Genomic DNA, 20,756 nt, shown 5'->3' with positions numbered 1-20,756 from the left:
CGATCCGCGCATAGCCGATGGCGCCCTGCCCCGCCGGCCCGCTCGGGGGTGCTGCGTAGGTGTTGATGTCGCCGCCGGCCACACCGAAATCGAGGTAGCCGCCCGACGAATTGACCGATTGCGTGCAGCGCACGCCCTCCGACGTGGTGATCGAATCCTCGCCGCCCGGCCCGCTCGGCGCCGCCGGCAGGAACAGCCCGTCACCGGCCAGCGCCGAGCCGGCTCCCAGTATAAGTGCCGCACACGCGAGGCAGGACCGTACTGTCCAGGTCCCTGGGTTGAACGCAGACGCCAATTGTCCTCTCCTTGCGGGATGGCTCGATGCGGAAGGTGACGATCACCTGCCGGCTGCTGCCCGGCGCCAGCGTGATCGCCGGGAAATTGACCTCGGCTGCCGGCGCCGCGACGCGGAATTTCGGGTCCATCGGCAGCACCAGGAAGGTCATCGGCCCCGGATAGGGGTTGCCGATGGTCAGCCGGAAGCCCTTGACGTCGCTGGGGGTCGCCCCCGCCGCATGCATCGGCGACAGCGACTGCGCCGCGGCAGGTCCGGCGAGGGCGGCGGCAAGCGCCGCGGCGAGGATTGGCGTCAGCTGCATGAGATGCTCGTCTTCGTGCTGTAGCCGCCCTGCCGGAAGCCGCCCGGCGCAGTGACGCGGTTGTCGAGCACCAGCGTCACCACCGCCGCGAGCGGCACGGCGAAGCTGCGCGGGCCCGAGGCATAGGTCGGCACGCTGGACGAGCCGAGCAGCCAGCTCGCGCTGTAGCGCTCCTCGACCACGGCGCTGCCGGCCGCGAACCCCGCCGGCCAGGTGTCGAGCACCGGGCTCGACAGCGTCACCGTGGTGCCCAGCAGATTGCTGAGATTGGTGACGACCACCACCGAGGCGGTGCCCGCCTGGCTGCTGAGCACCGTGCTGTCGGACGGGCTGAGCTTCAGCACGCCGGGGGTCGACAGCCCGACGCTGCAATCGGCCAGCGCCGGCGTCGCGGCGAGCGCCGCCAGCGCGGCAAGGGCGGCGGCTAGCTGCATGTCAGCACCGTCTTGGCCTTGTAGGTGCCCTGCACGAAGCCGTTGGGGTTGAGCACCTGCATGTTGATGATGAGGTTGGTGAGCGGCAGGATGCCGAGCGCAAAGCTCTGCTGCTGACTGGTGTAGGCGTGGCTGGCGAGCCCGGAATAGCTCATCTGCACCGTCTCGCCGCCGGCATAGCCGCTGGGCGCATCGGTGAGCGTCGGCGCCGCCAGCGTCACCGAATTGCTGCCCAGCGACACCACCGTCACCGTGGCCGGCACGCCCAGCGTCTGGTCCGACCCAAGCGTCTTGCCGTCGCCCGACAGCGTCATGATGCCGGGCGTCGGCACCGCCAGCGTGCAGGTGTCGCTGACCGTGCCGGTGAACACCACGTCGGTCGCCGCCAGCGCCGGTCCGGCCGCGAGCCACAGACCTCCCGCAAGACATGCCAGTTTTCCCATGAACAACTCCCGACCCTGCACCAGAACGCGTGCACAGTGTCGGAAGATCATGGTTAACGAGGCGATAAAGCCCCGCGCTCTAGTGGTTCGGCCGTAAGTAACCGAAGTCGAGGCGCGGGGATTATCTTACGGAGATTGCCGTAGCGGCCGAGGAACGGAGTCTAGCGCTTCATCGCCAGGCGCCGGGCCGCATAGGTCTTGAGCCGCAGCCCGTTGAGCCGGATGAAGCCCTCGGCGTCGTGATGGTCGTAGGCCACCGCCCCTTCCTCGAAGGTCACGAGGTCCATCGAGTACAGCGAATTGGGCGAGGTGCGGGCGATGACGTTGGCCGAGCCCTTGTAGAGCTTGACCGTCACCTCGCCGGCGACGAACCGCTGCGTGTGGTCGATCGCCGCCTGCAGCATCTCGCGCTCGGGCGAATACCAGAAGCCGTTGTAGATGAGCTCGGCATAGCGCGGCATCAGCTCGTCCTTGAGGTGCGCCTCGCCGCGGTCGAGCGTGATCGATTCGATGCCGCGATGCGCCGCCAAGAGGATCGTGCCGCCGGGGGTCTCGTAGAGCCCGCGGCTCTTCATGCCGACGAAGCGGTTCTCGACCAGATCGAGCCGGCCGATGCCGTGCTTGCCGCCGAGCTCGTTGAGCCGCGCCAGCAGCATCGCCGGGCTGAGCTTTTCGCCGTTGACCGACACCGCGTCGCCCCGCTCGAAGCCGATGGTGATGATCTCGGGCGTGTTGGGCGCCTGCTCCGGATCGACGGTGCGCTGCGCCACGTAATCGGGCGCCGGCTCCGCCGGGTCCTCGAGCACCCGGCCCTCCGACGAGGTGTGCAGCAGATTGGCGTCGACCGAGAACGGCGCTTCGCCGCGCTTGTCCTTGGCGATCGGGATCTGGTGCTTTTCGGCGTAGTCGAGCAGTTGCGTGCGGCTGCGCAGGTCCCATTCGCGCCATGGCGCGATGACCCGGAGGTTGGGCGCCAGCGCATTGGCGGTGAGCTCGAACCGCACCTGGTCGTTGCCCTTGCCGGTGGCGCCATGGGCGATGGCGTCGGCGCCGGTCTCTTCGGCGATCTCCACCAGATGCTTGGCGATCACCGGCCGGGCGATCGAGGTGCCGAGCAGGTACTGGCCCTCGTAGAGCGCATTGGCGCGGAACATCGGGAACACGAAATCGCGCACGAATTCCTCGCGCACATCGACGATGCGGATGTCCTTGATGCCGAACATCTCGGCCTTGCGCCGCGCCGGCTCGAGCTCCTCGCCCTGCCCGAGGTCGGCCGTGAAGGTCACGATCTCGGCCTGGTAGTGCTCCTGCAGCCATTTGAGCATGATCGAGGTGTCGAGGCCGCCCGAATAGGAGAGGACGATTTTCTTGATGTCTTTGCTCATGCGCTGAACGCTCCTGCCGGCCCGGACGGGCGGAATTTGCGGTCTTCTCTAGTCAAGCCGCCCGCCGCATGCAATGTCCGCTGCATGCCGAGCTTCGTTCCGCCCCTTGCCACCGTCCTGACCTTCGCCGTCGCCTCGCTGGTGCTGATCGTCACCCCCGGGCCCGACATGGCGCTGCAGCTCTCGCGCTCGATCAATTACGGCCGCGCGCACGGCATGATGACGTTTTTCGGCACCATGCTCGGCCTGTTGGTGCATTCGGTGCTGGTGGCGCTGGGCATTTCGATCCTGATCGTCGCCGCCCCGCCGATCTTTCTCGCCCTCAAGATCGTCGGCGCCGTGTACCTGCTGTGGCTCGCCTGGCAGGCCATCCGCAAGGGCGGCGGCTTCCGCCTGGCGGCGGCGGCAAGGCAGAAGCCGACGCTCTGGCAGAGCTTTCTCGCCGGCGTCATGATCGACCTGCTCAATCCCAAGGTCGTGCTGTTCTTCGTGACCTTCCTGCCGCAATTCGTGCACGCCGGCGATCCCGGCGCGCCGGGCCAGCTGTTCTTCCTCGGGCTCGAATATTTCCTGCTGTCGCTGCCCGCCGGCGTAGCGCTGGTCTGGTTCGCGGCCTGGATCGCCCGGGCGCTGACCCGGTCCAGGACCGTCGAACGCGTGCTGAACTGGGGCTTTGCCGGGGTGTTCGCGACCTTCGCCGCCATCATCCTTTCCGCCCAGGCGCGGCACGCGTGAGCGCGGCCGGGAAAAATCCGTGAACTACCGCCACGCCTTCCACGCCGGCGGCTTCGTCGACGTGATGAAGCACGTCACCCTCACCCGGCTGGTCGAATATCTGAAGCTGAAGCCGGCGGCCTTCCGCGTCATCGACACCCATGCCGGCATCGGCCTCTACTCGCTGACCGGCGACGAAGCGCGGCGCTCGCCCGAATGGCTCGACGGCATCGGCAGGCTGCTCGACGCCGCGCTCAAGGAGCCGGTGAAGGGCCTCGTCGCCCCGTATCTCGATGTCGTCGCCGCGCAGAACCGCAACGGCACCCTCGCCCGCTATCCGGGCTCGCCGCTGGTCGCCAGAACGCTGTTCCGGCCGCAGGACCGGCTGAGCGCGCTGGAGCTGCACCCGGCCGACTACCGCAGGCTGCGCGACCTGTTCGCCGGCGACGTGCAGGTGCGCGTCACCGAGCTCGACGGCTGGCTGGCGCTCAACGCCTACCTGCCGCCCAAGGAAAAGCGCGGCCTGGTGCTGGTCGATCCGCCCTTCGAGGAGCCCGGCGAATGGGACCGGCTGGTCGACGGGCTGGCAAAGGCCCACCGCAAATGGTCCGGCGGCCTGTTCATGCTGTGGTATCCGCTCAAGGAGCCGCGCGAGGTCAACAGCTTCGTCACCGCCCTCAAGGCCACCGGCATCAAAAAGATGCTGCGCGCCGAGCTGACGGTGCTGCCCCCCGCCGCCGGCCGCCTCTACGGCTCCGGCCTCATCCTCGTCAACCCGCCCTTCACGCTCGCGGCCGAGTTGAACCTGATTCTACCCGCGCTGGCGAACGTCTTGGAGCAGGGCCGCGGCGGCGCGCGGGTGGAGTGGATTCGCGGCGAAAGCTGAGATGTCAGTGAGGGTGGGGCGGCCGCAAATACCGGCACAAGCGGCCCACCATGCTTCGCCTGACCCCCGTCATCCGATCTCGGCGACGATTGCGGCGACATCGGCGATGCTCGTGAGCCGCCGGAAGCGAGAGATGTCCTGGGGGTCGCTGTCGATATCCATGGACCAGACATAGTCCGATGGGATGTGGATGCCGAAGCAGCCGGCCTCGATGGCCGGAACGACATCCGCCCGCATCGAATTGCCGACCATCATCGCCCGGCGCGGACCATCGCCGTGGCGCGTGAATATGCGGCTGTAGACCTGCGGCGTCTTGTCCGAGACGATCTCGATTTCATGAAAGTAGCCCAGCAGCCCGGAGGCCGCGAGCTTGCGTTCCTGGTCGACGAGGTCGCCGCGCGTGACAACCAGCAGTTTGTGCGTGGATCTGAGGGCGTCCAGGGTGTCGTGCACGCCCGGATATGGATCGACCGGATGCACGAGCAGCTCGCGCCCGATCTGCAGAATGTCGCTGACACAGGGCGACGGCAAATCGCCGCCGTCGGTGGCGAGCGCCGCTTCGATCATCGAGAGCGTGAAGCTTTTGACGCCGAAGCCGTAAAGCGAGACGTTGGCTGTTTCGGTCTCGTGCAGCCGCGCCTCGAGAGCGATGACGTCGACATAGGGCGCCAGCAGGTCGAGGTACCGCGTCTTGCTGTCGACGAAGTACTTCTCGTGGTCCCACAGGGTGTCGTCGGCATCGAAGCCGATCGTCGTCAGCGTACTCATGAGTCCTCGCAGAAGCGCAGGAGATACCCATCCGGGTCCTGCACACAAAACTGGCGTTGCCTGATATCGCGGTCGCCAACGCGATAGGTCCTGGTTTCGATTGGCAGGTAGAGCGCAATTCCGGCCCTGCCCAGCCGCTCCGCCAGCGGATCGATGGCGCTGACCCTGCACTGCAGATTGAGACCGCGGCCGAGAGGGTGCTCGAGCGGCCCCGTCTCCCAGGTGCGACCTTTCCCGATCTGGTCGAGCATCAGCTCGATGCCCTCGTAGCGCAGGCAGGCAAAGCCTTCGCTGGGCCGGTCGTAGAGCACCGAAAATCCCAGGATATCGCGGTAGAAACCAAGGCTGCGCTCGAGGTCCGCGACCGCCAGCTCGGGGGTGAGATCAGGCACCGAGCAGCGCCTCGCGATCCTTCTTTTTGAGCCGCTCGGTCTCGCTCTTGAGCTGGCCGCAGGCAGCGAAGATGTCGCGGCCGCGCGGCGTGCGCACCGGCGAGGCATAGCCGGCGCGGTTGACGATATCGGCGAATTTCTCGATCCGCGCCGAGCTCGAACAATCGTAATTGGTGCCCGGCCACGGATTGAACGGGATCAAATTGATCTTGGCTGGAATGCCGCTCAACAGCCGCACCAGCTCGCGCGCATCGGCGTCGGAATCGTTGATGTCGCGCAGCATCACATATTCGAAGGTGATGCGGCGGGCATTGGACAGCCCCGGATAGTCGCGGCAGGCCTGGATCAGCTCTTTCAGCGGATATTTCTTGTTGATCGGCACCAGCATGTCGCGCAGATCGTCGCGCACCGCATGGAGCGAGATCGCCAGCATCGTGCCGATCTCGCGGCCGGTGGGCTCGATATAGGGCACGACGCCCGAGGTCGAAAGCGTGATGCGGCGCTTGCTGAGCGAGATGCCGTCTTCCGCCGAGGCGATCAGAAGGGCGTTCTTGACGTTGTCGTAATTGTAAAGCGGCTCGCCCATCCCCATCATCACCACATTGGTGATGGCGCGGCTATCGCCCTCCGATCCGCCCGAGCCGCGCGGCGCCGGCACCAGCCCGCCATCGTCGGGCCGCACGCCGCCGGGAAAATCGCCCAGCCGCTCGCGCGCCATCAGGATCTGGCCGAGGATTTCGCCGGCGCTGAGGTTGCGCACCAGCGTCTGCGTGCCGGTGTGGCAGAACGAGCAGGTGAGCGTGCAGCCGACCTGCGAGCTGACGCACAGCGTGCCCCGATCCTCTTCCGGGATGTAGACGGTCTCGATCTCGACCGGCGGCAGCTTCGGGTTCTGCGGATCGCGGAAGCGGAACAGCCATTTGCGCGTGCCGTCGACCGACACCTGCTCGGAGACGATCTCGGGGCGGTCGAGCAGGAAGTTGTCGGCCAGGGTCTGCCGCACCCCCTTCTGGATATTGCTCATCCGCTCGAAATCGGTGACGCCGTTGACGTAGATCCAGTTCCACAGCTGGTTCGCCCGCATCCGGCTCTCGCGCTCGTCGAGTCCGATGCCGCCGAGCGCCCGGCGCAGCTCCGGCTTGCCCAGGCCGACGAGCGACATCCGCCCCGGCGCCGTGGGGCGCGGCGGCTGGCTCGCATGGTCGAGATTGAGGGCAATGCTCATGGCGGGTCCGGAATTGGCGGCGCGGGATAACATAATGCGCGCCGGTGCGCAAAAAAGAGCGACTTACAGCGGTTGGACGACCGGACGCTCTTGCGGCCGATCGGACAGAGCGCAAACAACAAGCGGTTGCTCGATCGGACGCTCTTGCGGCCGATCGTGCAGAGCGCAAACAACAAGCGGTTGGTCGATCGGCCGCTCTTGTGGCCGATCGGACAGAGCACAAACAACTCCACCGGTCGGACAGAGCAAACAAGAACTCTAGCAGCCGCTGTCGATCGCCTTGCTCGCCGCCGTGGCGCCCGCCAGCGAGAACGTCTCGTTGACCAGGATGCCCTTGGTGCTGGTGCCCTGGATGGCGAGCGAGCTGCCGGCGCGCATGGCGCCGGCGAGGCTGTCGGCCTGCGCCGCATCGAGCAGCCAGGCGGCGTCCTTCTGCGTGAACAGGTCGTAGCTCTTGCCGCCGACGCTCAGCGTCGCCGGCTGGTCGGGAGCGAATTCGAACCCGGCGACGAGGTTGAGCTCGTTGCTGACGTTTTCCGATGGCCGGTGCGTCAGATAGAGATAGGCCTGGGTGTAGCCGTCGGGCGAGGGATCGACCGACACCGGCTTGCTCATGGCGAAGCACACCGCCCCGGCGCCGCCGCTGGAGGCCGAATACGCCGCCCAGTCCTTGAACGTGCCGATCACCTGCACCGATTGCGCGCTGGCGCCTGTGGCGAGGCCAAGCGTGGCGAGAACGGCGAGGGCGGCAAGGCGGGCGGCGGTCATGGAACCTCGAACGGATTGGCGCGGAGCCGGTGCCGGCCAACGCGGCCGGCCGGTCGGGCGTTCCCTTATGGACACGCCTTGTCGATGGCGTCCATCGCCGCCGTCACCCCGGCGAGCGAATAGGTGTCGGTGGTCTTGGTGCCGCGGATCGAGGTGCCGTGCACCACGAGCTTGGTGCCCTTCTTCAGCGCCGCCACGAACCCGGCTTCGTCGTCCATGCTGGCGAGCCAGGCCGCCTCGTCGTCCTTGATGGCGGTCGAGGGATCGTCGGGGATCGACTTCATCGGCCACGACTTGCCGTCGATGTCGGCCGAATGGGTGAAGCTGCTCGAGGTGGGCTGCATCGGATAGCCGATCAGCGTCTGCACCTCGTTGCGCACCTTGCGGAACACCGGATTGCCCTTGGCGTCCTTGGCGGCGCTGCCGTCGGGATTGATCGCCGGCGCCTTGTCGCGGTGGATGACGAGGAAGTGCGGCGGATCGCGGTTGATCGGCTTGCCGTTGACCTGGGTCGGCTCGGAGCTGTCGGGGGCCGCCGAGATGAAGCAGATCTTGCCGTAATCGTCCTTGCCCTGCCAGGCCGTCCACGCCTTGAAGGTGCCCAGATTGGTCGGCGCGCTCTGCGCCAGCGCGGGCATCGCCGACGCCGCAAGGACAGTTGCCATCAGGCCGGGGAGGAGCCGGTGCCGCAGAAAAGTCATGTCCTGAATACCCCTGAGCAAGTGGCAGCCGCGGAAGCGAGGAACGCCCCAAGGCTGGCACGGTATGGTTACCAAGGTCTCAAAACCCGGGCCCGTATTGGCGAGATGCCGAGTGTATCGGCAATCGTGTCGGCAATTTGGCGCCGGATTTGTGTGGGTTTCGTGTCGCCCCGTCAGCCTTAACGATGGGTTAAGGCGATGACGATTCGGCGCGAAGCTCACGCCGCCAGCGGATAGCTCTGCTCGACCAGGTACGGCCCGCCGCCCACCGACGCCCGCGACGAAAACAGCACGAAGCGGCCGACCGTGAACTCCAGCGGCGCGAACTGGCCGGCCTGGTGGATGAAGTCGGCGACCTCGTAGGCCGGCGTGCCGCGCAGCCGCGCCAGCGATACATGCGGCACGAAGCGGCGGCCTTCCGGGTCGAGCCCGACCCGGCGCAGCACCCGCTCCTGCGCCGCCTGCAGCCGGTGCAGCGCCTCGTTGCTCTCGACCCCGGCATAGAGCGCCCGCGGCATGTCGCCGCCGAACGTGCCCAGATGCGACAGCCGGATCTTGAAGCTGTCCGAATGGCTCAGCCGTTCGAGCTCGTAGCTCACCTCGTCGGCCACCCGGTTGTCGACGTCGCCGATGAAGCGCAGCGTGATGTGGTAGTTCTCGGGGTCGATCCAGCGCGCTCCCGACAGGCCGCCGCGCTTCAGCGACAGGGCAGACTGCACGTCGTAGGGGATTTCGAGGCCGGTAAAGAGCCTGGGCAATCGACCGCGTCTCCGCTGCGGCGCCGATTCGGGACCGGCGCGACTGACCGTAACATAGTGAGTCGCGGCCGCAAGTTCATGACAGGGCGGCGTAACCTGTCCGGCTAACCCCTTGGCCCGGCAAGGTTACACTTTGTTAAGCCCGGCGGCCGGGTCTTGTATTCATGACTCCCCCCGTCCATATTCTGCAGCAAAGACCCGCAGCCGCGGGACTTCGACAGATCCAAGGGGAACCGACCATGGCTGAATTCGACCGTCCGTCCGTTGCCGCGCGGCCAGGAACCGCCGCGGTCATCGATGAGGGCCTGCGCAGCTATATGCTCAAGGTCTACAACTACATGGGTATCGGCCTGGTGCTGACCGGCGTCGTTGCCTACTTCACCTTCGCCAACGCCTTCGTGCAGGAAAACGGCCGCATCGTCGGGCTCACCGATTTCGGCAACGTCATCTACAACAGCCCGCTGCAGTGGATCGTGATGCTGGCGCCGCTGGCCTTCGTGCTGGTGCTGAGCTTCGGCATCCAGAAGCTGTCGACCGGCCTCACCCAGGTGCTGTTCTGGGTGTTCGCGGCGGTGATGGGCCTGTCGCTGGGCTCCATCTTCGCGGTCTACACCATGACCTCGATCTCGCAGGTGTTCTTCATCTCCGCCGCCACGTTCGGCGCGATGAGCCTGTACGGCTACACCACCAAGACCGACCTCACCAGGTTCGGCTCGTTCCTGATCATGGGCCTGATCGGCATCGTGATCGCCTCGATCGTCAACATCTTCCTGCATTCGAGCGGGCTGAGCTTCGCCATCTCGATCATCGGCGTCCTGGTGTTCGTCGGCCTCACCGCCTGGGATACGCAGCGCATCAAGGAGAACTACGACGCCGGCTATGGCGCCGAGATCCTCGCCAAGAGCGCCGTGATGGGCGCGCTGAGCCTCTATCTCGACTTCATCAACCTGTTCCTGATGCTGCTCCGCCTGTTCGGCAACCAGCGGAACTAGCAACCCGCCAACCAATCGGCTTTAACAGGGGCCGCGATCCAGCCAGGGTCGCGGCCCTTCCTTTTGCCGAGCCGCCCATGTCCGACCTCGTGATCCGCCCCTACGCGCCGGCCGATATTCCGGCGGTGACCCGCATCTACGGCCACTACGTCCGCGACACGGTGATCACCTTCGAGACCGAGGCGCCGGACGAGGCGGAGATGGCGCGGCGCTTCGCCGCCATCGTCGGCAAGGGCCACCCGCTGCTGATCGCCGAGCAGGCCGGCCGGGTGATCGGCTACGCCTATGCCTCCACCTACCGGCCGCGCGAGGCCTACCGCTTCACCTGCGAGGATTCGATCTACCTCGCTCCCGACGCCGTCGGCAAAGGCCTGGGCGGCACCCTGCTCGCCCGCCTGATCGAGGACAGCAGCAAGGCCGGCCTCAGGCAGATGCTGGCGGTGATCACCGCCGAGCGCGCCAACTCCATCCGCCTCCACGAAAAGCACGGCTTCCGCTTCATCGGCCGCTACGAGGCGCTGGGCTACAAATTCGACCGCTGGCTCGACATCGTCCACCTGCAGCGGGCGCTGTGAGCGATTGACGTGATATTTTGTACGTACATTAAATGGTGATATTGCACGGACCCATACGAATGGGACGAGACGAAGTACGCAACCAACCTGCTGAAACACCAGATCTTCGACTGGTCGCAGGCGGCCTTCGATGTCGACACCCGCTTTGACTACGGCGAGGAGCGAAACCTTGCCTTCGGCCGCATCGATGGTCGCGGCTATGCGGTTGTCTATGTCCAGCGCGGCGACCGGGTGCGGCATCATCAGCATGCGCCGCGCGCACGATAAGGAGCTTGCCAATTATGACCTCTAAGAAACTGCCGCCGCCCCCTGACTTCGACGATGACGCGCCGATCCTGACGCCCGAGCAGGCCAAGCGCCTGCGCCCCGCGTCGGAATGGTTTGCCGAAGCGGGCATCCCCATGCCGGTGCCGCGCGGCCGGCCGAGGACCGAGCAGCCCAAGCGCGCGGTGACCATCCGCCTCGATGCCGAGGCGGTCGACTATTTCAAATCCACCGGCCCCGGCTGGCAGACCCGCATCAACGACGTGCTGCTGCGCGAAGCCCGCAAGCAGCGGGCGTGAGCGCCGAGATCACCACCGGTGTCGCCCGCCAATACGCCACCAGCGAGCGGCTGGCCGCGCGCGGCCGGCTGCACAGGAACTACACCGTGGCGGAAACGCCGTGGTTCCAGTGGGTAGCGGCGCGCCTGCCGCTCGCCGGCGGCGCCCGGGTGCTCGACGCCGGCTGCGGGCCGGGCTGGTTCTGGGAGGCCGGCGCTCCGGTGCTGCCGGAACAACTGGCGCTGACCCTGGCGGACATCTCGCCCGGCATGGTCGCCGAGGCGACCGCGCGCTGCCGGCCATTGCGGCGCTGGCACGTCGACGGCGTCGTCGCCGACGTGCAGGCCCTGCCCTTCCCCGACGCCAGCTTCGACGCCGTCCTCGCCATGCACATGCTCTACCATGTGCCCGACCAGGCGCTGGCGATCGCCGAACTGCATCGCGTGCTGAAGCCCGGCGGGACTCTGGCCGTCACCACCAATGGCGCCGGCAATCTGCGGCAGCTCTATGCCCTGACGGCGGTGTTCGGCAGCGACCCCGCCGATCCCTCCGCCGCGGCCTTCGGCTTCGATCGGGCCACGGCGCTGCTCGAGGCCCGCTTCGGCAAGGTGCGCCGCGACGTCCATCCCGGCCATCTGCGCATCACCGAGCCGGAGGACGTGTTCCTCGCCCTCACCTCCTACCCGCCCGGCGACGCGGCGGACGCGCCCACCCTTGCCGCCTTTCGTGACGCCATTGCCGCGGCGTTTCGCGCCGGCGGCGGGGCGCTGGTGGCGGACAAGCAGGTGGCGCTGTTCCTCGGCCGGAAGCCTGGCTAGAGCTGCTTGCGCATCGGGTAGGCGATCATCCCGGCATAGCGCTCGAGCGCGCCGCTTTCGCTCCAGCCGCGCCGCAGGTAGAAGCGCAGCGCCGTGAGCGTGCTGCTGAGCGTCGCCTCGCCCGGCCCGAGCGCCGCCTCCATGGCGGCGAGCAGCGCCGTGCTGGCGCCGCTGAAGCGGTGCGCCGGCGCGACATAGTTGAGGATGATCTCGCGCGCCGTGTTGCAGCCGCCGACCGCCGCCATCTCCCCGTCCGCTTCGGCGACGAACAGCCTGTTGTCCGGATTGGCGAAAAAGCCGCGCACCCCGTCCGGCGTCTTGTTGGCGAGCCAGCGCCCGAGCGCCTCAGGCTGGCCCTGGTGGTCGGCCTGGCACAGCTCGGTGATCGAGGCGATCAGCAGCGCGCTCATCGCCTCGGCGTCCTCGATGCGGGCGGGCCGAACGCTGATCACCGGACGACTGCGAGTTCCAGCACGCGCAGGACCGTCGCCAGCTCGTGGCCGCGCTTCAGCACCCGCCCATCCTGGCTGGTGACCATGTACTGGCCCTGCCGGGCCCGCAGCTTCGGGTTCTTCTCGATGACGTAGAGCGGCCGTTCCGAGGCGCGCTTGTAGATGGAGAACAGCGCCCGGTCCTTGAGGAAGTCGATGGCGTAGTCGCGCCATTCGCCGTCGGCGACCTTGCGGCCATAGAGGTTGAGGATGGTGTTGAGCTCGCGCCGGTCGAAGCCGACATACGGCTTGGCGCGGGGCGGTGGCGGCCCGCCGGGGGTGAGAAACTCGATGAGTTGCGCTGACTGCTGCTGTGGGTCGGCCTCGGCCATCAGCCATCCTTCGTGACGACATCGTCATGATTGCCCCAAACGCCGGGACGCGCAAGCCGGTGCCGTCCGCCGGCGGGCTTTCGGACTGAAAAAGCCGCCGCCGCGAAAACCCCAATTTCGTCACATTGTGTCCCCGCTTCAGCCCGATTGGCCGGGCAAGGTTCAACCATTGCCTCCAGTGGCTGGCACCGGGCTGACCGAGCCCCCAAACCATGATGCCCGGTGCCGGCCACATCTCCATGCACAATCAGTCATCAGCACTCCCGCCGGCCCGCCGACGGGAGTTGTTTTTATTAGCGGTTGGCCGATCGGGCGCTCTTGCGGCCAACCGGACAGCGCCAGGCACAATTCTCCCGATTGGCCGATCGCGCTCTCGCGCGTCTAGAGCTTGATCGAGGCGGCGCCGACGATGGCGCCCGGCAGGCCGCTCTTTTCCGCCTGCACCAGGATCACCGCGCCATTGCTGCCATGCGATTGCAGCTCGCTGAGCGGCAGCGTCCAGTGCGTGCCGGCCGCCGGATCCCACATGCCCAGCATCTGCCGGCCGGTGACGATCTGCGTGTAGTCCACCGTCTTGCCGGCGTTCTCGCCGCGGCCGATCACCACCTCGGCATGGTCCTTGAAGGTCACCAGCCACACCATGGCGCTGGTGCCGCCGGTCTGCGGCGCCACCGTGACCTTGAGCATGTCGGCGGCGACGTCGAGCCCCACCGGCACGCTGAGCGCCGCCGTGCCGAGCGCGTCGTCGACATCCTTCTGCCGCGAGCCGACGACGCCCTTGGCGCCGTTCACCACCAGCTCGGGGGTGTAGATCATCGACTTGCCCCAGCTCTGGGCATAGGCCTTCTGCCGGTCGGTATTGTCCTTGGAGCCGAAGGTGTCGACCCAGCCGATATAGTCCCAATAGTCGACGTGATAGGCGAGCGTGATCAGATCGTCGCGCTTGCTCAGCTCCGAGAATTTGAGATCGGCCTGCGGGCAGGACGAGCAGCCCTGCGAGGTGAACAGCTCGAGCACCGCCTTCGGGTGGCTGCGCAGCTCGGCCGCGTCGGCCGATCCGGCAGCCAGCAGGGTTGCCGCGGCAACCGGAAGGAGGGAGAGCGATTTCATGCCGTCGTTTTAGGCAACCGCCTGCTCGAGGGCGAGTCAAATTGGCGTGTCGGGCCGTGAGCGCGACCCGGAGCGTTTCCCGGAAGCGTGGCAACGGTTTTTCGGCTCGGAAACGCGACCAGGCGGATGCCGGAGCGGTTCGCCGATATCGTCGGTGAACCGTTCCGGGCGCCGCCGCTCACCGGCGGCGCGAGGCTCAGGCGGCGACCAGGTTGCGCAGCACGTAGTGCAGGATGCCGCCATGCCGGTAATAGTCGAGCTCGTTGATGGTATCGATGCGGCAGCGCGTGACCGCCTCCTTCACCGTACCGTCGCGGAAGACGATCTTGACCGTCACCGGCGAGCGCGGCGTCAGCGCCGTCAGCCCCTCGATGGTGACGCTCTCGTCGCCCGTCAGCCCCAGCGTCTGCCAGCTCTCGCCCTCGGCGAACTGCAGCGGCAGCACGCCCATGCCGATGAGGTTGGAGCGGTGGATGCGCTCGAACGATTGCGCGATCACCGCGCGCACGCCCAATAGCCGCGTGCCCTTGGCCGCCCAGTCGCGCGACGAGCCGGTGCCGTATTCCTTGCCGGCGAAGATCACCAGCGGCGTGCCCGCCTTCTGGTACTCCATGGCGGCGTCGTAGATCGCCATCTGCTCGCCGGTCGGGCCCTTGGTGAAACCGCCTTCCACCCCCGGCACCATCTGGTTCTTGATGCGGATGTTGGCGAAGGTGCCGCGCATCATGATCTCGTGATTGCCGCGGCGCGAGCCGTAGGAGTTGAAGTCGCGCGGCGCCACCTGCCGTTCGGTGAGGTACTTGCCTGCCGGCGTCGACGCCTTGAACGAGCCGGCCGGCGAGATGTGGTCGGTGGTGATCGAATCGAGGAACAGCCCGAGGATGCGCGCGTCGTGCACGTCGGTGATCGGCTCGGGCTCCATCTTCAGATCTTCGAAATAGGGCGGATTCTGCACATAGGTCGAACTCGAATTCCACTTGTAGGTCTCGCCGCCGTCGACGGCGATCGCCTGCCAGTTGGCGTCGCCCTTGAACACGTCGGAATAGCGGGAGAGGAACATCTGCGGCGTGATCACCTGCCGCACGATGTCGCTGACTTCCCGGTTGGTTGGCCAGATGTCGCGCAGATAGACCGGCTTGCCGTCCTTGCCCGTGCCCAGCGGTTCGCTCGCGACGTTGACGTTGAGCGAGCCGGCGATGGCATAGGCCACCACCAGCGGTGGCGAGGCGAGGTAGTTCGCCCGCACGTCTGGGTTCACGCGGCCCTCGAAATTGCGGTTGCCCGACAGCACCGAGGCGGCCACCAGATCGTTGGTGTTGATGCATTCGGAGATCGCCGTCGGCAGCGGGCCGGAATTGCCGATGCAGGTGGTGCAGCCATAGCCCACCAGGTTGAAGCCGAGCGCGTCGAGGTCGGCCTGCAGCCCGGCCGCGCCGAGATAGTCGGTGACCACCTGCGACCCCGGCGCCAGCGAGGTCTTGACCCACGGCTTGGCCTTGAGCCCGAGCGCCCGCGCCTTGCGCGCCACCAGCCCCGCCGCGATCAGCACCGACGGGTTGGAGGTGTTGGTGCATGAGGTGATGGCGGCGATCACCACATGCCCGTCGTCGATGGCGAACTTTTCGCCATCGACCGGAAAGCCCGGGAACGCGGCTTCCTCGGGAATGTCGTCCACCCCGGTCGCGCCCTCGTCGACGAAGCGGCTCTCGCCCACCGATTTGGGCAGCGCCGTGCGCTCCTTGCGGCCGCCGGCGATGTCCTTCAGCGCCTCGGCGAATTTCGGCGCCGCATCCTTGAGCGCCACGCGGTCCTGCGGCCGCTTCGGCCCCGACATCGACGGCACCACCGTGCTCAGATCGAGCTCGAGCGTATCGGTGAAGGTCGGGTCGGGCGAATTGGTGCTGCGGAACATGCCCTGCGCGTCGGCATAGGCCTTGACTAGGGCCACCCGCGCCGCATCGCGTCCCGACGTCTCGAGATAGGCGAGCGTGTCGCTGTCGACCGGAAAGAACCCGCAGGTCGCGCCATATTCGGGCGCCATGTTGGCGATCGTCGCCTGGTCCTCGAGGCTCAGATAATCCAGCCCGTGGCCGTAGAACTCGACGAACTTGCCCACCACGCCCTTCTTGCGCAGCATCTCGGTGACGGTGAGCACGAGGTCGGTGGCGGTGATCCCCTCATTGATCTTGCCGGTGAGCTTGAAGCCCACGACCTCGGGGATCAGCATGGTGATCGGCTGGCCCAGCATCGCCGCTTCCGCCTCGATGCCGCCCACGCCCCAGCCCAGCACGGCGAGGCCGTTGACCATGGTGGTGTGGCTGTCGGTGCCGACCAGCGTATCGGGATAGGCGACGATCTCGCCGGTCTCCTCGTCCTTGCGCGTCCACACCGTCTGCGCCAGATATTCGAGGTTCACCTGGTGGCAGATGCCGGTGCCCGGCGGCACCACGCGGAAATTGTCGAACGCCTTCTGCCCCCAGCGCAGGAACTCGTAGCGCTCGCCATTGCGCTCGTATTCGAGCTCGACATTCTGCTGGAAGCTGAGCGGCGTGCCGAACGAATCCACCATCACCGAATGGTCGATGACGAGGTCCACCGGCACCAGCGGGTTGATCTTCTGCGGATCGGCGCCGAGCTTCTGCGTCGCATCGCGCATCGCCGCGAGATCGACCACCGCCGGCACGCCGGTGAAGTCCTGCATCAGCACCCGCGCCGGGCGGTACGAGATCTCGTGCTCGGAGGTGCGGGTGCCCAGCCACTGCGCCACCGCCATGATGTCGGCCTTGGTGACGGTGATGCCGTCCTCGAAGCGCAGCAGATTCTCCAGCACCACCTTCATCGAATGCGGCAGCTTCGAGATCCCCGGCAGCCCGTTTTTCTCCGCCAGCGGCAGCGAATAATAGGTGTAGGTCTTGTCCCCGACCGTCAGAGTGGTCTTGGACTTGAAGCTATTGAGCGATTGGGTCACGGGTCCGCCTGTGGAGATGTGCTGAGGGACACCACGTCAGTCCCGACCGGACTGGCAGGACTGGGGGCAGTCTGGAAGCGTTCCAGACTTTGGGGGCGTTATAGTCAATGAACATGCCGCATGCCAGTGCGGATGCGGGGGCAGCGGCGGCGTCTTTGCCGCTCCGAAACAGGGCAAGACCGGGCCCGCCGCAGGTCGCCGATTTCCTAATTCGCTGAACTGCTCTAGGCATGGCGCCGATGACCGGGCCGCACCCTCTGCTGACCGTGGAAAATCTCGCCCTCAGCCGGGGCGGGCGGCAGCTGTTCGCCGGCCTCGGCTTCTCTCTCTCTCCCGGCCAGCTGCTGGCGCTGCGCGGCCCCAACGGCGCCGGCAAATCGAGCCTCCTGCTGGCCTTGGCCGGCATCCTGCGCCCCGCCGCAGGGCGGCTCGACTGGCACGCCGAGGAGCCGCCGAAGCTGCATCTGCTCGCCCACCAGCCCGGCGTGAAGGCCCGCCTCACCCTTGCTGAAAACCTCGACTTCTGGCGCGCCGTGAACGGCCCGACCGGGCTCGCCGCAAGCGCCGCGCTGGAGCGCGTCGGCCTCGGCGCCCTCGGCGGGCTCGATGCCGGCTATCTGAGCGCCGGCCAGACGCGGCGGCTGGCGCTCGCCCGCCTGCTGGTCACCGACCGGCGGCTCTGGCTGCTCGACGAGCCGCTCTCGGCCCTCGACGCCGCCGGCGACGCGCTGGTGGCCGGGCTCATCGCCGACCGCCTCGCGACCGGCGGCGCCATCGTCGCCGCCACCCACGACGACTTGCCGGGCGCCACCCGGACGCTGACCCTGGGGCCGCCGGCATGAGCGCCTTCGCCGCCCTCCTCGTGCGCGACCTCCGCCTCGCCGGCCGCGGCGGCGCCGACGCGCTGACGCTGGTGCTGTTCTTCGTCATGGTCGGCGCGGTGACCCCCTTCGCCGTCGGCCCCGACCGCGTGCTGCTGGCGCGGCTCGCGCCCGGCATCGTCTGGATCGCGGCGTTCCTCAGCCTGCTGCTCGGCCTCGACCGGCTGTTCCGCGCCGACGAGGACGACGGCACGCTGCTGCTGCTGCGCCAGGCCGCCCTGCCGCTCGAGGCGGTGGTGTTCGCCAAGCTCCTGGCGCACTGGCTGCTGACCGCCCTGCCGCTGCTGGTCGCCTCGCCGCTGCTCGCCATCCTGCTGTCGATGGACATGGACGTCTGGGCCCGCACGGCGCTGGCGCTGCTGCTCGGCACCCCGGCGCTCGCCGCCTTCGGCGCCGTCGGCGCCGCCGTCACCGTCGGCCTCCGGCGCGGCGGCCTGCTCGGCCCGGTGCTGATGCTGCCGCTGTCGGTCCCGGTGCTGATCTTCGGCGCCGGCGCCATCGCCCCCGGCAGCGGCGACGCCGCGCTGCTGTTCCTCGCCGCCCTCAGCCTTGTTTCCGTGGCGTTTTGCCCGTTTGCCGCCGCTCTGGCGCTCAGGGTAGGATCGGAGTGATCATGCACGACAGTCCGTCCCCCCATTTTCCGGGCTCCGGTGGCTCTTGCCCCCACCCCCATCCCCTCCCCGCAAGGGGGAGGGGAGCGATGGAGCCGCAAGCCAAAGGGTGCAGTCAGGCCCCCCTCCCCCCTGCGGGGAGGGGATGGGGGTGGGGGCCAAATGCGCCCGATCTGCATGAAGGCACGGGAGCCACCCCGTGACCGACCTCGTCACCGCGCCCAAGTCCAACTGGGTCTCGCGCCTGGCCCATCCCGGCAATTTCATGGCCTGGAGCCGGCCGGTGCTGTGGCCGCTCGGCCTGCTCACGGCGCTGGTGTTTGCCGTCGGCCTCTGGTTCGCCTTCTTCAACTCGCCCGCCGACTACCAGATGGGCGACACCGTGCGCATCATGTACATCCACGTGCCCAACGCCTGGCTCAGCCAGTTCGTCTATGGCGTGATGGTGGTGGCGGCGCTCGGCACGCTGGTCTGGCGCCATCCGCTCGCCGACGTCGCGGCGAAATCCGCCGCCCCGCTCGGCGCCGCCTTCACCGCGCTCGCCCTCTATTCCGGCGCGCTGTGGGGCCGGCCGACCTGGGGCACGTTCTGGGAATGGGACGGGCGCATGACCTCGACCCTGGTGCTGTTCTTCATCTATCTGGGCATCGTCGCGCTGTGGCGCGCCTTCGACGACCAGTTGCGCGCCGCCCGCATCGTCGCCGTGGTGACGCTGGTCGGCGCCCTCGACATCCCGATCATCAAATTCTCGGTCGACTGGTGGAACACGCTGCACCAGCCCGATTCCATCCTTACCCCCACCGGCCCGAAAATGCCGCTCTCCATCCTGACGCCGCTGTTCGTCATGATGCTGGCCTTCACCCTGCTGTTCCTGCTGCTGCATCTGGTGTCGATGCGCACCGAGATCCTCGCCCGCCGCGCCGAGAGCCTCGGCCGCCAGGCCGCCGCCAAAGCCGGAAGCACGGCGGGAGCCGCCTGATGCCGACGCACGCCGACGACGCGATCTTCATCGTCTGGGCCTATGCCGGGGTGGCGCTGGTGACGCTGGCGCTGATCGCCGCCGTATGGTGGCAGTCGCGCCGGGTGAAACGGAAGCTTGCGGCGCTCGAGGCGCAGGGCATCCGCCGCAGGTCCGCCGCGTGAAAAAACCCGTGCGGATCGTCCTGGCGCTGCTGCCGCTGGCGGCGCTCGTCGCGCTGATCGCGGTGTTCGCGCTCAACATCGACCGCGACCCCTCGCTGGTGCAATCGGTGCTGATCGACAAGCCGGCGCCGCCCTTCGCGCTGCCGGCGGTCGAGGGCCTGCCGGTACCCGGCTTCGACACGGCGTCGCTCGCCGGCCAGGTGACGGTGGTCAACGTCTTTGCCAGCTGGTGCATCCCCTGCCGCGACGAGCATCCGGTGCTCGAGGCGCTGAAGCGCGAGACCGGCGTCGCGCTCTACGGCATCAATCAGAAGGACGCCCCCGACCAGGCGGCGGCGTTCCTCACCCAGCTCGGCAACCCCTACGACCGCATCGGCGCCGACCGCGACGGCCGCGTCTCGATCGACTGGGGCGTCTACGGCGTGCCCGAAACCTTCATCGTCGATGCCAAAGGCGTGATCCGCTTCAAGCACACCGGCCCGCTGGACCTGGCCGACATCGACCGCGAGATCGTCCCCGCCATCGCCAGGATCAAGGCGGCAGGCTGAGTAGGGCCCCCTCGCCGCCCCAGCCTCACCTCGCCCCTCCGGGGAGAGAGCCTGCCCCGGACCTGATCCGGGGTCGGCGCCTTGGCGAGCGCAGCGAGCCTAGAAGCCGGGTGAGGGGCTCTGCCCCACCCTCCTGCCCCGCAATCCCGCCGGAACCCGGCCCCGGGTCAACAGCGTTTCTCCTCCATTATCCATTGGAGGATTTCCCATGCAGACGCTTCCATCCGACATCCGCACCGGCATGACGGTCTATGACAGCCGCCACCACGCCATCGGCAAGGTCGACGACTTCAAATTCTCGGAAAACGAGCTCGAGCCGGACGTGCAGCCGGCCGACATCGATGGCACCGACCGCCGCGACGCGCGTGAGACCATCCTCGCCAGCATCGCCGAAGCCTTCGGCAGGGAAGAGCTGCCCGAAACGCTCCGCGACCGCCTGTTGACCGAAGGCTATATCCGGCTCGACACCAAGGGCCTCTTGGCCAGGGACCGCTTCATCCTGCCCGACCAGATCGCCTCCGTCGGCGGCGACGAGATCATGCTCAACGTCAGCAAGGACGATCTGATCAAGCGGCCATAGCGATCGCGTTCTCGCAGTCGGGCTCCCCTCCCCCTTGCGGGGCAGTGTTTACACTGGACTCATGGTGTGTCTGTTGAAGAACAGGTCGAGGG

The 20,756-nt window shown here is 67.5% G+C and carries 26 protein-coding genes and 1 pseudogene; 13 read left to right on the top strand and 14 right to left on the bottom strand.

The window, feature by feature from the left end:
• Nucleotides 1–200: 200 nt before the first annotated feature.
• The 4 genes from BGO82_RS00820 to BGO82_RS00805 form a co-directional block, all read right to left on the bottom strand.
• Nucleotides 201–599 (bottom strand): hypothetical protein, encoded by a 399-nt coding sequence (locus BGO82_RS00820; protein ID WP_291303642.1) that lies wholly within the window; start codon nucleotides 597–599, stop codon nucleotides 201–203.
• Nucleotides 590–1,033, bottom strand: a complete 444-nt coding sequence (locus tag BGO82_RS00815) for a hypothetical protein (protein ID WP_291303641.1) — start codon at nucleotides 1,031–1,033, stop codon at nucleotides 590–592. The genes BGO82_RS00820 and BGO82_RS00815 overlap by 10 nt, the downstream gene beginning before the upstream one ends.
• Nucleotides 1,024–1,476, bottom strand: coding sequence for a hypothetical protein (locus BGO82_RS00810; protein ID WP_291303640.1), 453 nt, complete (start codon nucleotides 1,474–1,476; stop codon nucleotides 1,024–1,026). Before BGO82_RS00810 ends, BGO82_RS00815 begins: the two co-directional genes overlap by 10 nt.
• Before the next feature lie 161 nt (nucleotides 1,477–1,637).
• Complete coding sequence (locus BGO82_RS00805) at nucleotides 1,638–2,861, bottom strand: argininosuccinate synthase (RefSeq protein ID WP_291303639.1); 1,224 nt, start codon at nucleotides 2,859–2,861, stop codon at nucleotides 1,638–1,640.
• Nucleotides 2,862–2,945: 84 nt separating this feature from the next.
• Between BGO82_RS00805 and BGO82_RS00800 the strand changes: the two genes are divergently transcribed.
• Nucleotides 2,946–3,596, top strand: a complete 651-nt coding sequence (locus tag BGO82_RS00800; protein WP_291303638.1) for a LysE family translocator — start codon at nucleotides 2,946–2,948, stop codon at nucleotides 3,594–3,596.
• A gap of 19 nt (nucleotides 3,597–3,615) precedes the next feature.
• Nucleotides 3,616–4,461: a 23S rRNA (adenine(2030)-N(6))-methyltransferase RlmJ gene (gene rlmJ, locus BGO82_RS00795; protein ID WP_291303637.1), complete on the top strand. Its 846-nt coding sequence runs from the start codon at nucleotides 3,616–3,618 to the stop codon at nucleotides 4,459–4,461.
• 69 nt (nucleotides 4,462–4,530) lie between these two features.
• Here the strand turns inward: rlmJ and BGO82_RS00790 are convergent, their stop codons facing one another.
• The 6 genes from BGO82_RS00790 to thpR form a co-directional block, all read right to left on the bottom strand.
• Nucleotides 4,531–5,229: an HAD family hydrolase gene (locus BGO82_RS00790; protein WP_291303636.1), complete on the bottom strand. Its 699-nt coding sequence runs from the start codon at nucleotides 5,227–5,229 to the stop codon at nucleotides 4,531–4,533.
• Complete coding sequence (locus BGO82_RS00785) at nucleotides 5,226–5,621, bottom strand: VOC family protein (protein WP_291303635.1); 396 nt, start codon at nucleotides 5,619–5,621, stop codon at nucleotides 5,226–5,228. Before BGO82_RS00785 ends, BGO82_RS00790 begins: the two co-directional genes overlap by 4 nt.
• On the bottom strand, nucleotides 5,614–6,846 hold the full coding sequence (rlmN, locus tag BGO82_RS00780) for a 23S rRNA (adenine(2503)-C(2))-methyltransferase RlmN (protein WP_291303634.1): 1,233 nt from the start codon (nucleotides 6,844–6,846) through the stop codon (nucleotides 5,614–5,616). The genes BGO82_RS00785 and rlmN overlap by 8 nt, the downstream gene beginning before the upstream one ends.
• Nucleotides 6,847–7,104: 258 nt before the next feature.
• Nucleotides 7,105–7,614: an invasion associated locus B family protein gene (locus tag BGO82_RS00775; protein ID WP_291303633.1), complete on the bottom strand. Its 510-nt coding sequence runs from the start codon at nucleotides 7,612–7,614 to the stop codon at nucleotides 7,105–7,107.
• Nucleotides 7,615–7,679: 65 nt separating this feature from the next.
• Complete coding sequence (locus tag BGO82_RS00770) at nucleotides 7,680–8,315, bottom strand: invasion associated locus B family protein (protein WP_291303632.1); 636 nt, start codon at nucleotides 8,313–8,315, stop codon at nucleotides 7,680–7,682.
• 218 nt (nucleotides 8,316–8,533) lie between these two features.
• Nucleotides 8,534–9,073, bottom strand: a complete 540-nt coding sequence (thpR, locus tag BGO82_RS00765; RefSeq protein ID WP_291303631.1) for an RNA 2',3'-cyclic phosphodiesterase — start codon at nucleotides 9,071–9,073, stop codon at nucleotides 8,534–8,536.
• A gap of 239 nt (nucleotides 9,074–9,312) precedes the next feature.
• On the opposite strand from thpR, the gene BGO82_RS00760 reads away from it, so the two are divergent.
• The 5 genes and pseudogenes from BGO82_RS00760 to BGO82_RS00745 all read left to right on the top strand — a co-directional run bounded on the left by BGO82_RS00760 (nucleotide 9,313) and on the right by BGO82_RS00745 (nucleotide 12,000).
• Nucleotides 9,313–10,065: a Bax inhibitor-1/YccA family protein gene (locus tag BGO82_RS00760; RefSeq protein ID WP_291303630.1), complete on the top strand. Its 753-nt coding sequence runs from the start codon at nucleotides 9,313–9,315 to the stop codon at nucleotides 10,063–10,065.
• A 77-nt stretch (nucleotides 10,066–10,142) separates the two neighbouring features.
• Nucleotides 10,143–10,640, top strand: a complete 498-nt coding sequence (locus BGO82_RS00755; RefSeq protein ID WP_291303629.1) for a GNAT family N-acetyltransferase — start codon at nucleotides 10,143–10,145, stop codon at nucleotides 10,638–10,640.
• Nucleotides 10,641–10,712: 72 nt separating this feature from the next.
• Nucleotides 10,713–10,907, top strand: a pseudogene (locus BGO82_RS21035) (BrnT family toxin); the annotation flags it as partial.
• Between the two features lie 14 nt (nucleotides 10,908–10,921).
• Entirely contained in the window at nucleotides 10,922–11,203 is a 282-nt protein-coding gene (locus tag BGO82_RS00750; RefSeq protein ID WP_291303628.1) for a BrnA antitoxin family protein, read from the top strand.
• The gene (locus BGO82_RS00745; RefSeq protein WP_291303627.1) at nucleotides 11,200–12,000 is read left to right on the top strand and encodes a class I SAM-dependent methyltransferase; all 801 of its coding nucleotides are present in this window, start codon (nucleotides 11,200–11,202) and stop codon (nucleotides 11,998–12,000) included. Before BGO82_RS00750 ends, BGO82_RS00745 begins: the two co-directional genes overlap by 4 nt.
• Here BGO82_RS00745 and BGO82_RS00740 read toward each other — a convergent pair.
• The 4 genes from BGO82_RS00740 to acnA all read right to left on the bottom strand — a co-directional run bounded on the left by BGO82_RS00740 (nucleotide 11,997) and on the right by acnA (nucleotide 16,901).
• A complete protein-coding gene (locus BGO82_RS00740; RefSeq protein WP_291303626.1) occupies nucleotides 11,997–12,452 on the bottom strand; it encodes a GNAT family N-acetyltransferase in 456 nt (151 codons plus the stop codon). The two genes, BGO82_RS00745 and BGO82_RS00740, sit on opposite strands and share 4 nt — an antisense overlap.
• Complete coding sequence (locus BGO82_RS00735) at nucleotides 12,449–12,823, bottom strand: DUF2794 domain-containing protein (RefSeq protein ID WP_291303625.1); 375 nt, start codon at nucleotides 12,821–12,823, stop codon at nucleotides 12,449–12,451. Before BGO82_RS00735 ends, BGO82_RS00740 begins: the two co-directional genes overlap by 4 nt.
• 381 nt (nucleotides 12,824–13,204) lie before the next feature.
• The gene (locus tag BGO82_RS00730; RefSeq protein WP_291303624.1) at nucleotides 13,205–13,933 is read right to left on the bottom strand and encodes a thioredoxin family protein; all 729 of its coding nucleotides are present in this window, start codon (nucleotides 13,931–13,933) and stop codon (nucleotides 13,205–13,207) included.
• A gap of 196 nt (nucleotides 13,934–14,129) precedes the next feature.
• Entirely contained in the window at nucleotides 14,130–16,901 is a 2,772-nt protein-coding gene (gene acnA, locus BGO82_RS00725) for an aconitate hydratase AcnA (RefSeq protein ID WP_291303623.1), read from the bottom strand.
• A gap of 239 nt (nucleotides 16,902–17,140) precedes the next feature.
• Between acnA and ccmA the strand changes: the two genes are divergently transcribed.
• The 6 genes from ccmA (at nucleotide 17,141) to BGO82_RS00695 (ending at nucleotide 20,664) form a co-directional block, all read left to right on the top strand.
• Complete coding sequence (gene ccmA, locus BGO82_RS00720; protein WP_291303622.1) at nucleotides 17,141–17,743, top strand: heme ABC exporter ATP-binding protein CcmA; 603 nt, start codon at nucleotides 17,141–17,143, stop codon at nucleotides 17,741–17,743.
• Nucleotides 17,740–18,393, top strand: a complete 654-nt coding sequence (gene ccmB, locus BGO82_RS00715; RefSeq protein WP_291303621.1) for a heme exporter protein CcmB — start codon at nucleotides 17,740–17,742, stop codon at nucleotides 18,391–18,393. The genes ccmA and ccmB overlap by 4 nt, the downstream gene beginning before the upstream one ends.
• A gap of 265 nt (nucleotides 18,394–18,658) precedes the next feature.
• Entirely contained in the window at nucleotides 18,659–19,372 is a 714-nt protein-coding gene (locus tag BGO82_RS00710) for a heme ABC transporter permease (RefSeq protein ID WP_291303975.1), read from the top strand.
• A complete protein-coding gene (gene ccmD / locus BGO82_RS00705; RefSeq protein ID WP_291303620.1) occupies nucleotides 19,372–19,536 on the top strand; it encodes a heme exporter protein CcmD in 165 nt (54 codons plus the stop codon). Before BGO82_RS00710 ends, ccmD begins: the two co-directional genes overlap by 1 nt.
• A complete protein-coding gene (locus BGO82_RS00700; RefSeq protein WP_291303619.1) occupies nucleotides 19,533–20,084 on the top strand; it encodes a DsbE family thiol:disulfide interchange protein in 552 nt (183 codons plus the stop codon). The genes ccmD and BGO82_RS00700 overlap by 4 nt, the downstream gene beginning before the upstream one ends.
• Before the next feature lie 208 nt (nucleotides 20,085–20,292).
• Nucleotides 20,293–20,664, top strand: coding sequence for a hypothetical protein (locus BGO82_RS00695; protein WP_291303618.1), 372 nt, complete (start codon nucleotides 20,293–20,295; stop codon nucleotides 20,662–20,664).
• The last annotated feature ends 92 nt before the right edge of the window (nucleotides 20,665–20,756 follow it).

Origin of the sequence: Devosia sp. 67-54, from assembly GCF_001899075.1 — a bacterium.
Lineage (GTDB): Bacteria > Pseudomonadota > Alphaproteobacteria > Rhizobiales > Devosiaceae > Devosia_A.
Note: the sequence above shows the minus strand (reverse complement) of the source record. Positions and strands in the feature narration are given on the sequence as shown.

Coding starts and splice junctions, on each gene's coding strand:
- BGO82_RS00820 (WP_291303642.1), bottom strand. CDS start 599: ATGCAGCTGACGCCAATCCTCGCCGCGGCGCTTGCCGCCGCCCTCGCC.
- BGO82_RS00815 (WP_291303641.1), bottom strand. CDS start 1,033: ATGCAGCTAGCCGCCGCCCTTGCCGCGCTGGCGGCGCTCGCCGCGACG.
- BGO82_RS00810 (WP_291303640.1), bottom strand. CDS start 1,476: ATGGGAAAACTGGCATGTCTTGCGGGAGGTCTGTGGCTCGCGGCCGGA.
- BGO82_RS00805 (WP_291303639.1), bottom strand. CDS start 2,861: ATGAGCAAAGACATCAAGAAAATCGTCCTCTCCTATTCGGGCGGCCTC.
- BGO82_RS00800 (WP_291303638.1), top strand. CDS start 2,946: ATGCCGAGCTTCGTTCCGCCCCTTGCCACCGTCCTGACCTTCGCCGTC.
- BGO82_RS00790 (WP_291303636.1), bottom strand. CDS start 5,229: ATGAGTACGCTGACGACGATCGGCTTCGATGCCGACGACACCCTGTGG.
- rlmN (WP_291303634.1), bottom strand. CDS start 6,846: ATGAGCATTGCCCTCAATCTCGACCATGCGAGCCAGCCGCCGCGCCCC.
- BGO82_RS00775 (WP_291303633.1), bottom strand. CDS start 7,614: ATGACCGCCGCCCGCCTTGCCGCCCTCGCCGTTCTCGCCACGCTTGGC.
- BGO82_RS00770 (WP_291303632.1), bottom strand. CDS start 8,315: ATGACTTTTCTGCGGCACCGGCTCCTCCCCGGCCTGATGGCAACTGTC.
- BGO82_RS00760 (WP_291303630.1), top strand. CDS start 9,313: ATGGCTGAATTCGACCGTCCGTCCGTTGCCGCGCGGCCAGGAACCGCC.
- BGO82_RS00755 (WP_291303629.1), top strand. CDS start 10,143: ATGTCCGACCTCGTGATCCGCCCCTACGCGCCGGCCGATATTCCGGCG.
- BGO82_RS00750 (WP_291303628.1), top strand. CDS start 10,922: ATGACCTCTAAGAAACTGCCGCCGCCCCCTGACTTCGACGATGACGCG.
- BGO82_RS00735 (WP_291303625.1), bottom strand. CDS start 12,823: ATGGCCGAGGCCGACCCACAGCAGCAGTCAGCGCAACTCATCGAGTTT.
- BGO82_RS00730 (WP_291303624.1), bottom strand. CDS start 13,933: ATGAAATCGCTCTCCCTCCTTCCGGTTGCCGCGGCAACCCTGCTGGCT.
- ccmA (WP_291303622.1), top strand. CDS start 17,141: ATGACCGGGCCGCACCCTCTGCTGACCGTGGAAAATCTCGCCCTCAGC.
- ccmB (WP_291303621.1), top strand. CDS start 17,740: ATGAGCGCCTTCGCCGCCCTCCTCGTGCGCGACCTCCGCCTCGCCGGC.
- BGO82_RS00710 (WP_291303975.1), top strand. CDS start 18,659: ATGGCCTGGAGCCGGCCGGTGCTGTGGCCGCTCGGCCTGCTCACGGCG.
- ccmD (WP_291303620.1), top strand. CDS start 19,372: ATGCCGACGCACGCCGACGACGCGATCTTCATCGTCTGGGCCTATGCC.
- BGO82_RS00695 (WP_291303618.1), top strand. CDS start 20,293: ATGCAGACGCTTCCATCCGACATCCGCACCGGCATGACGGTCTATGAC.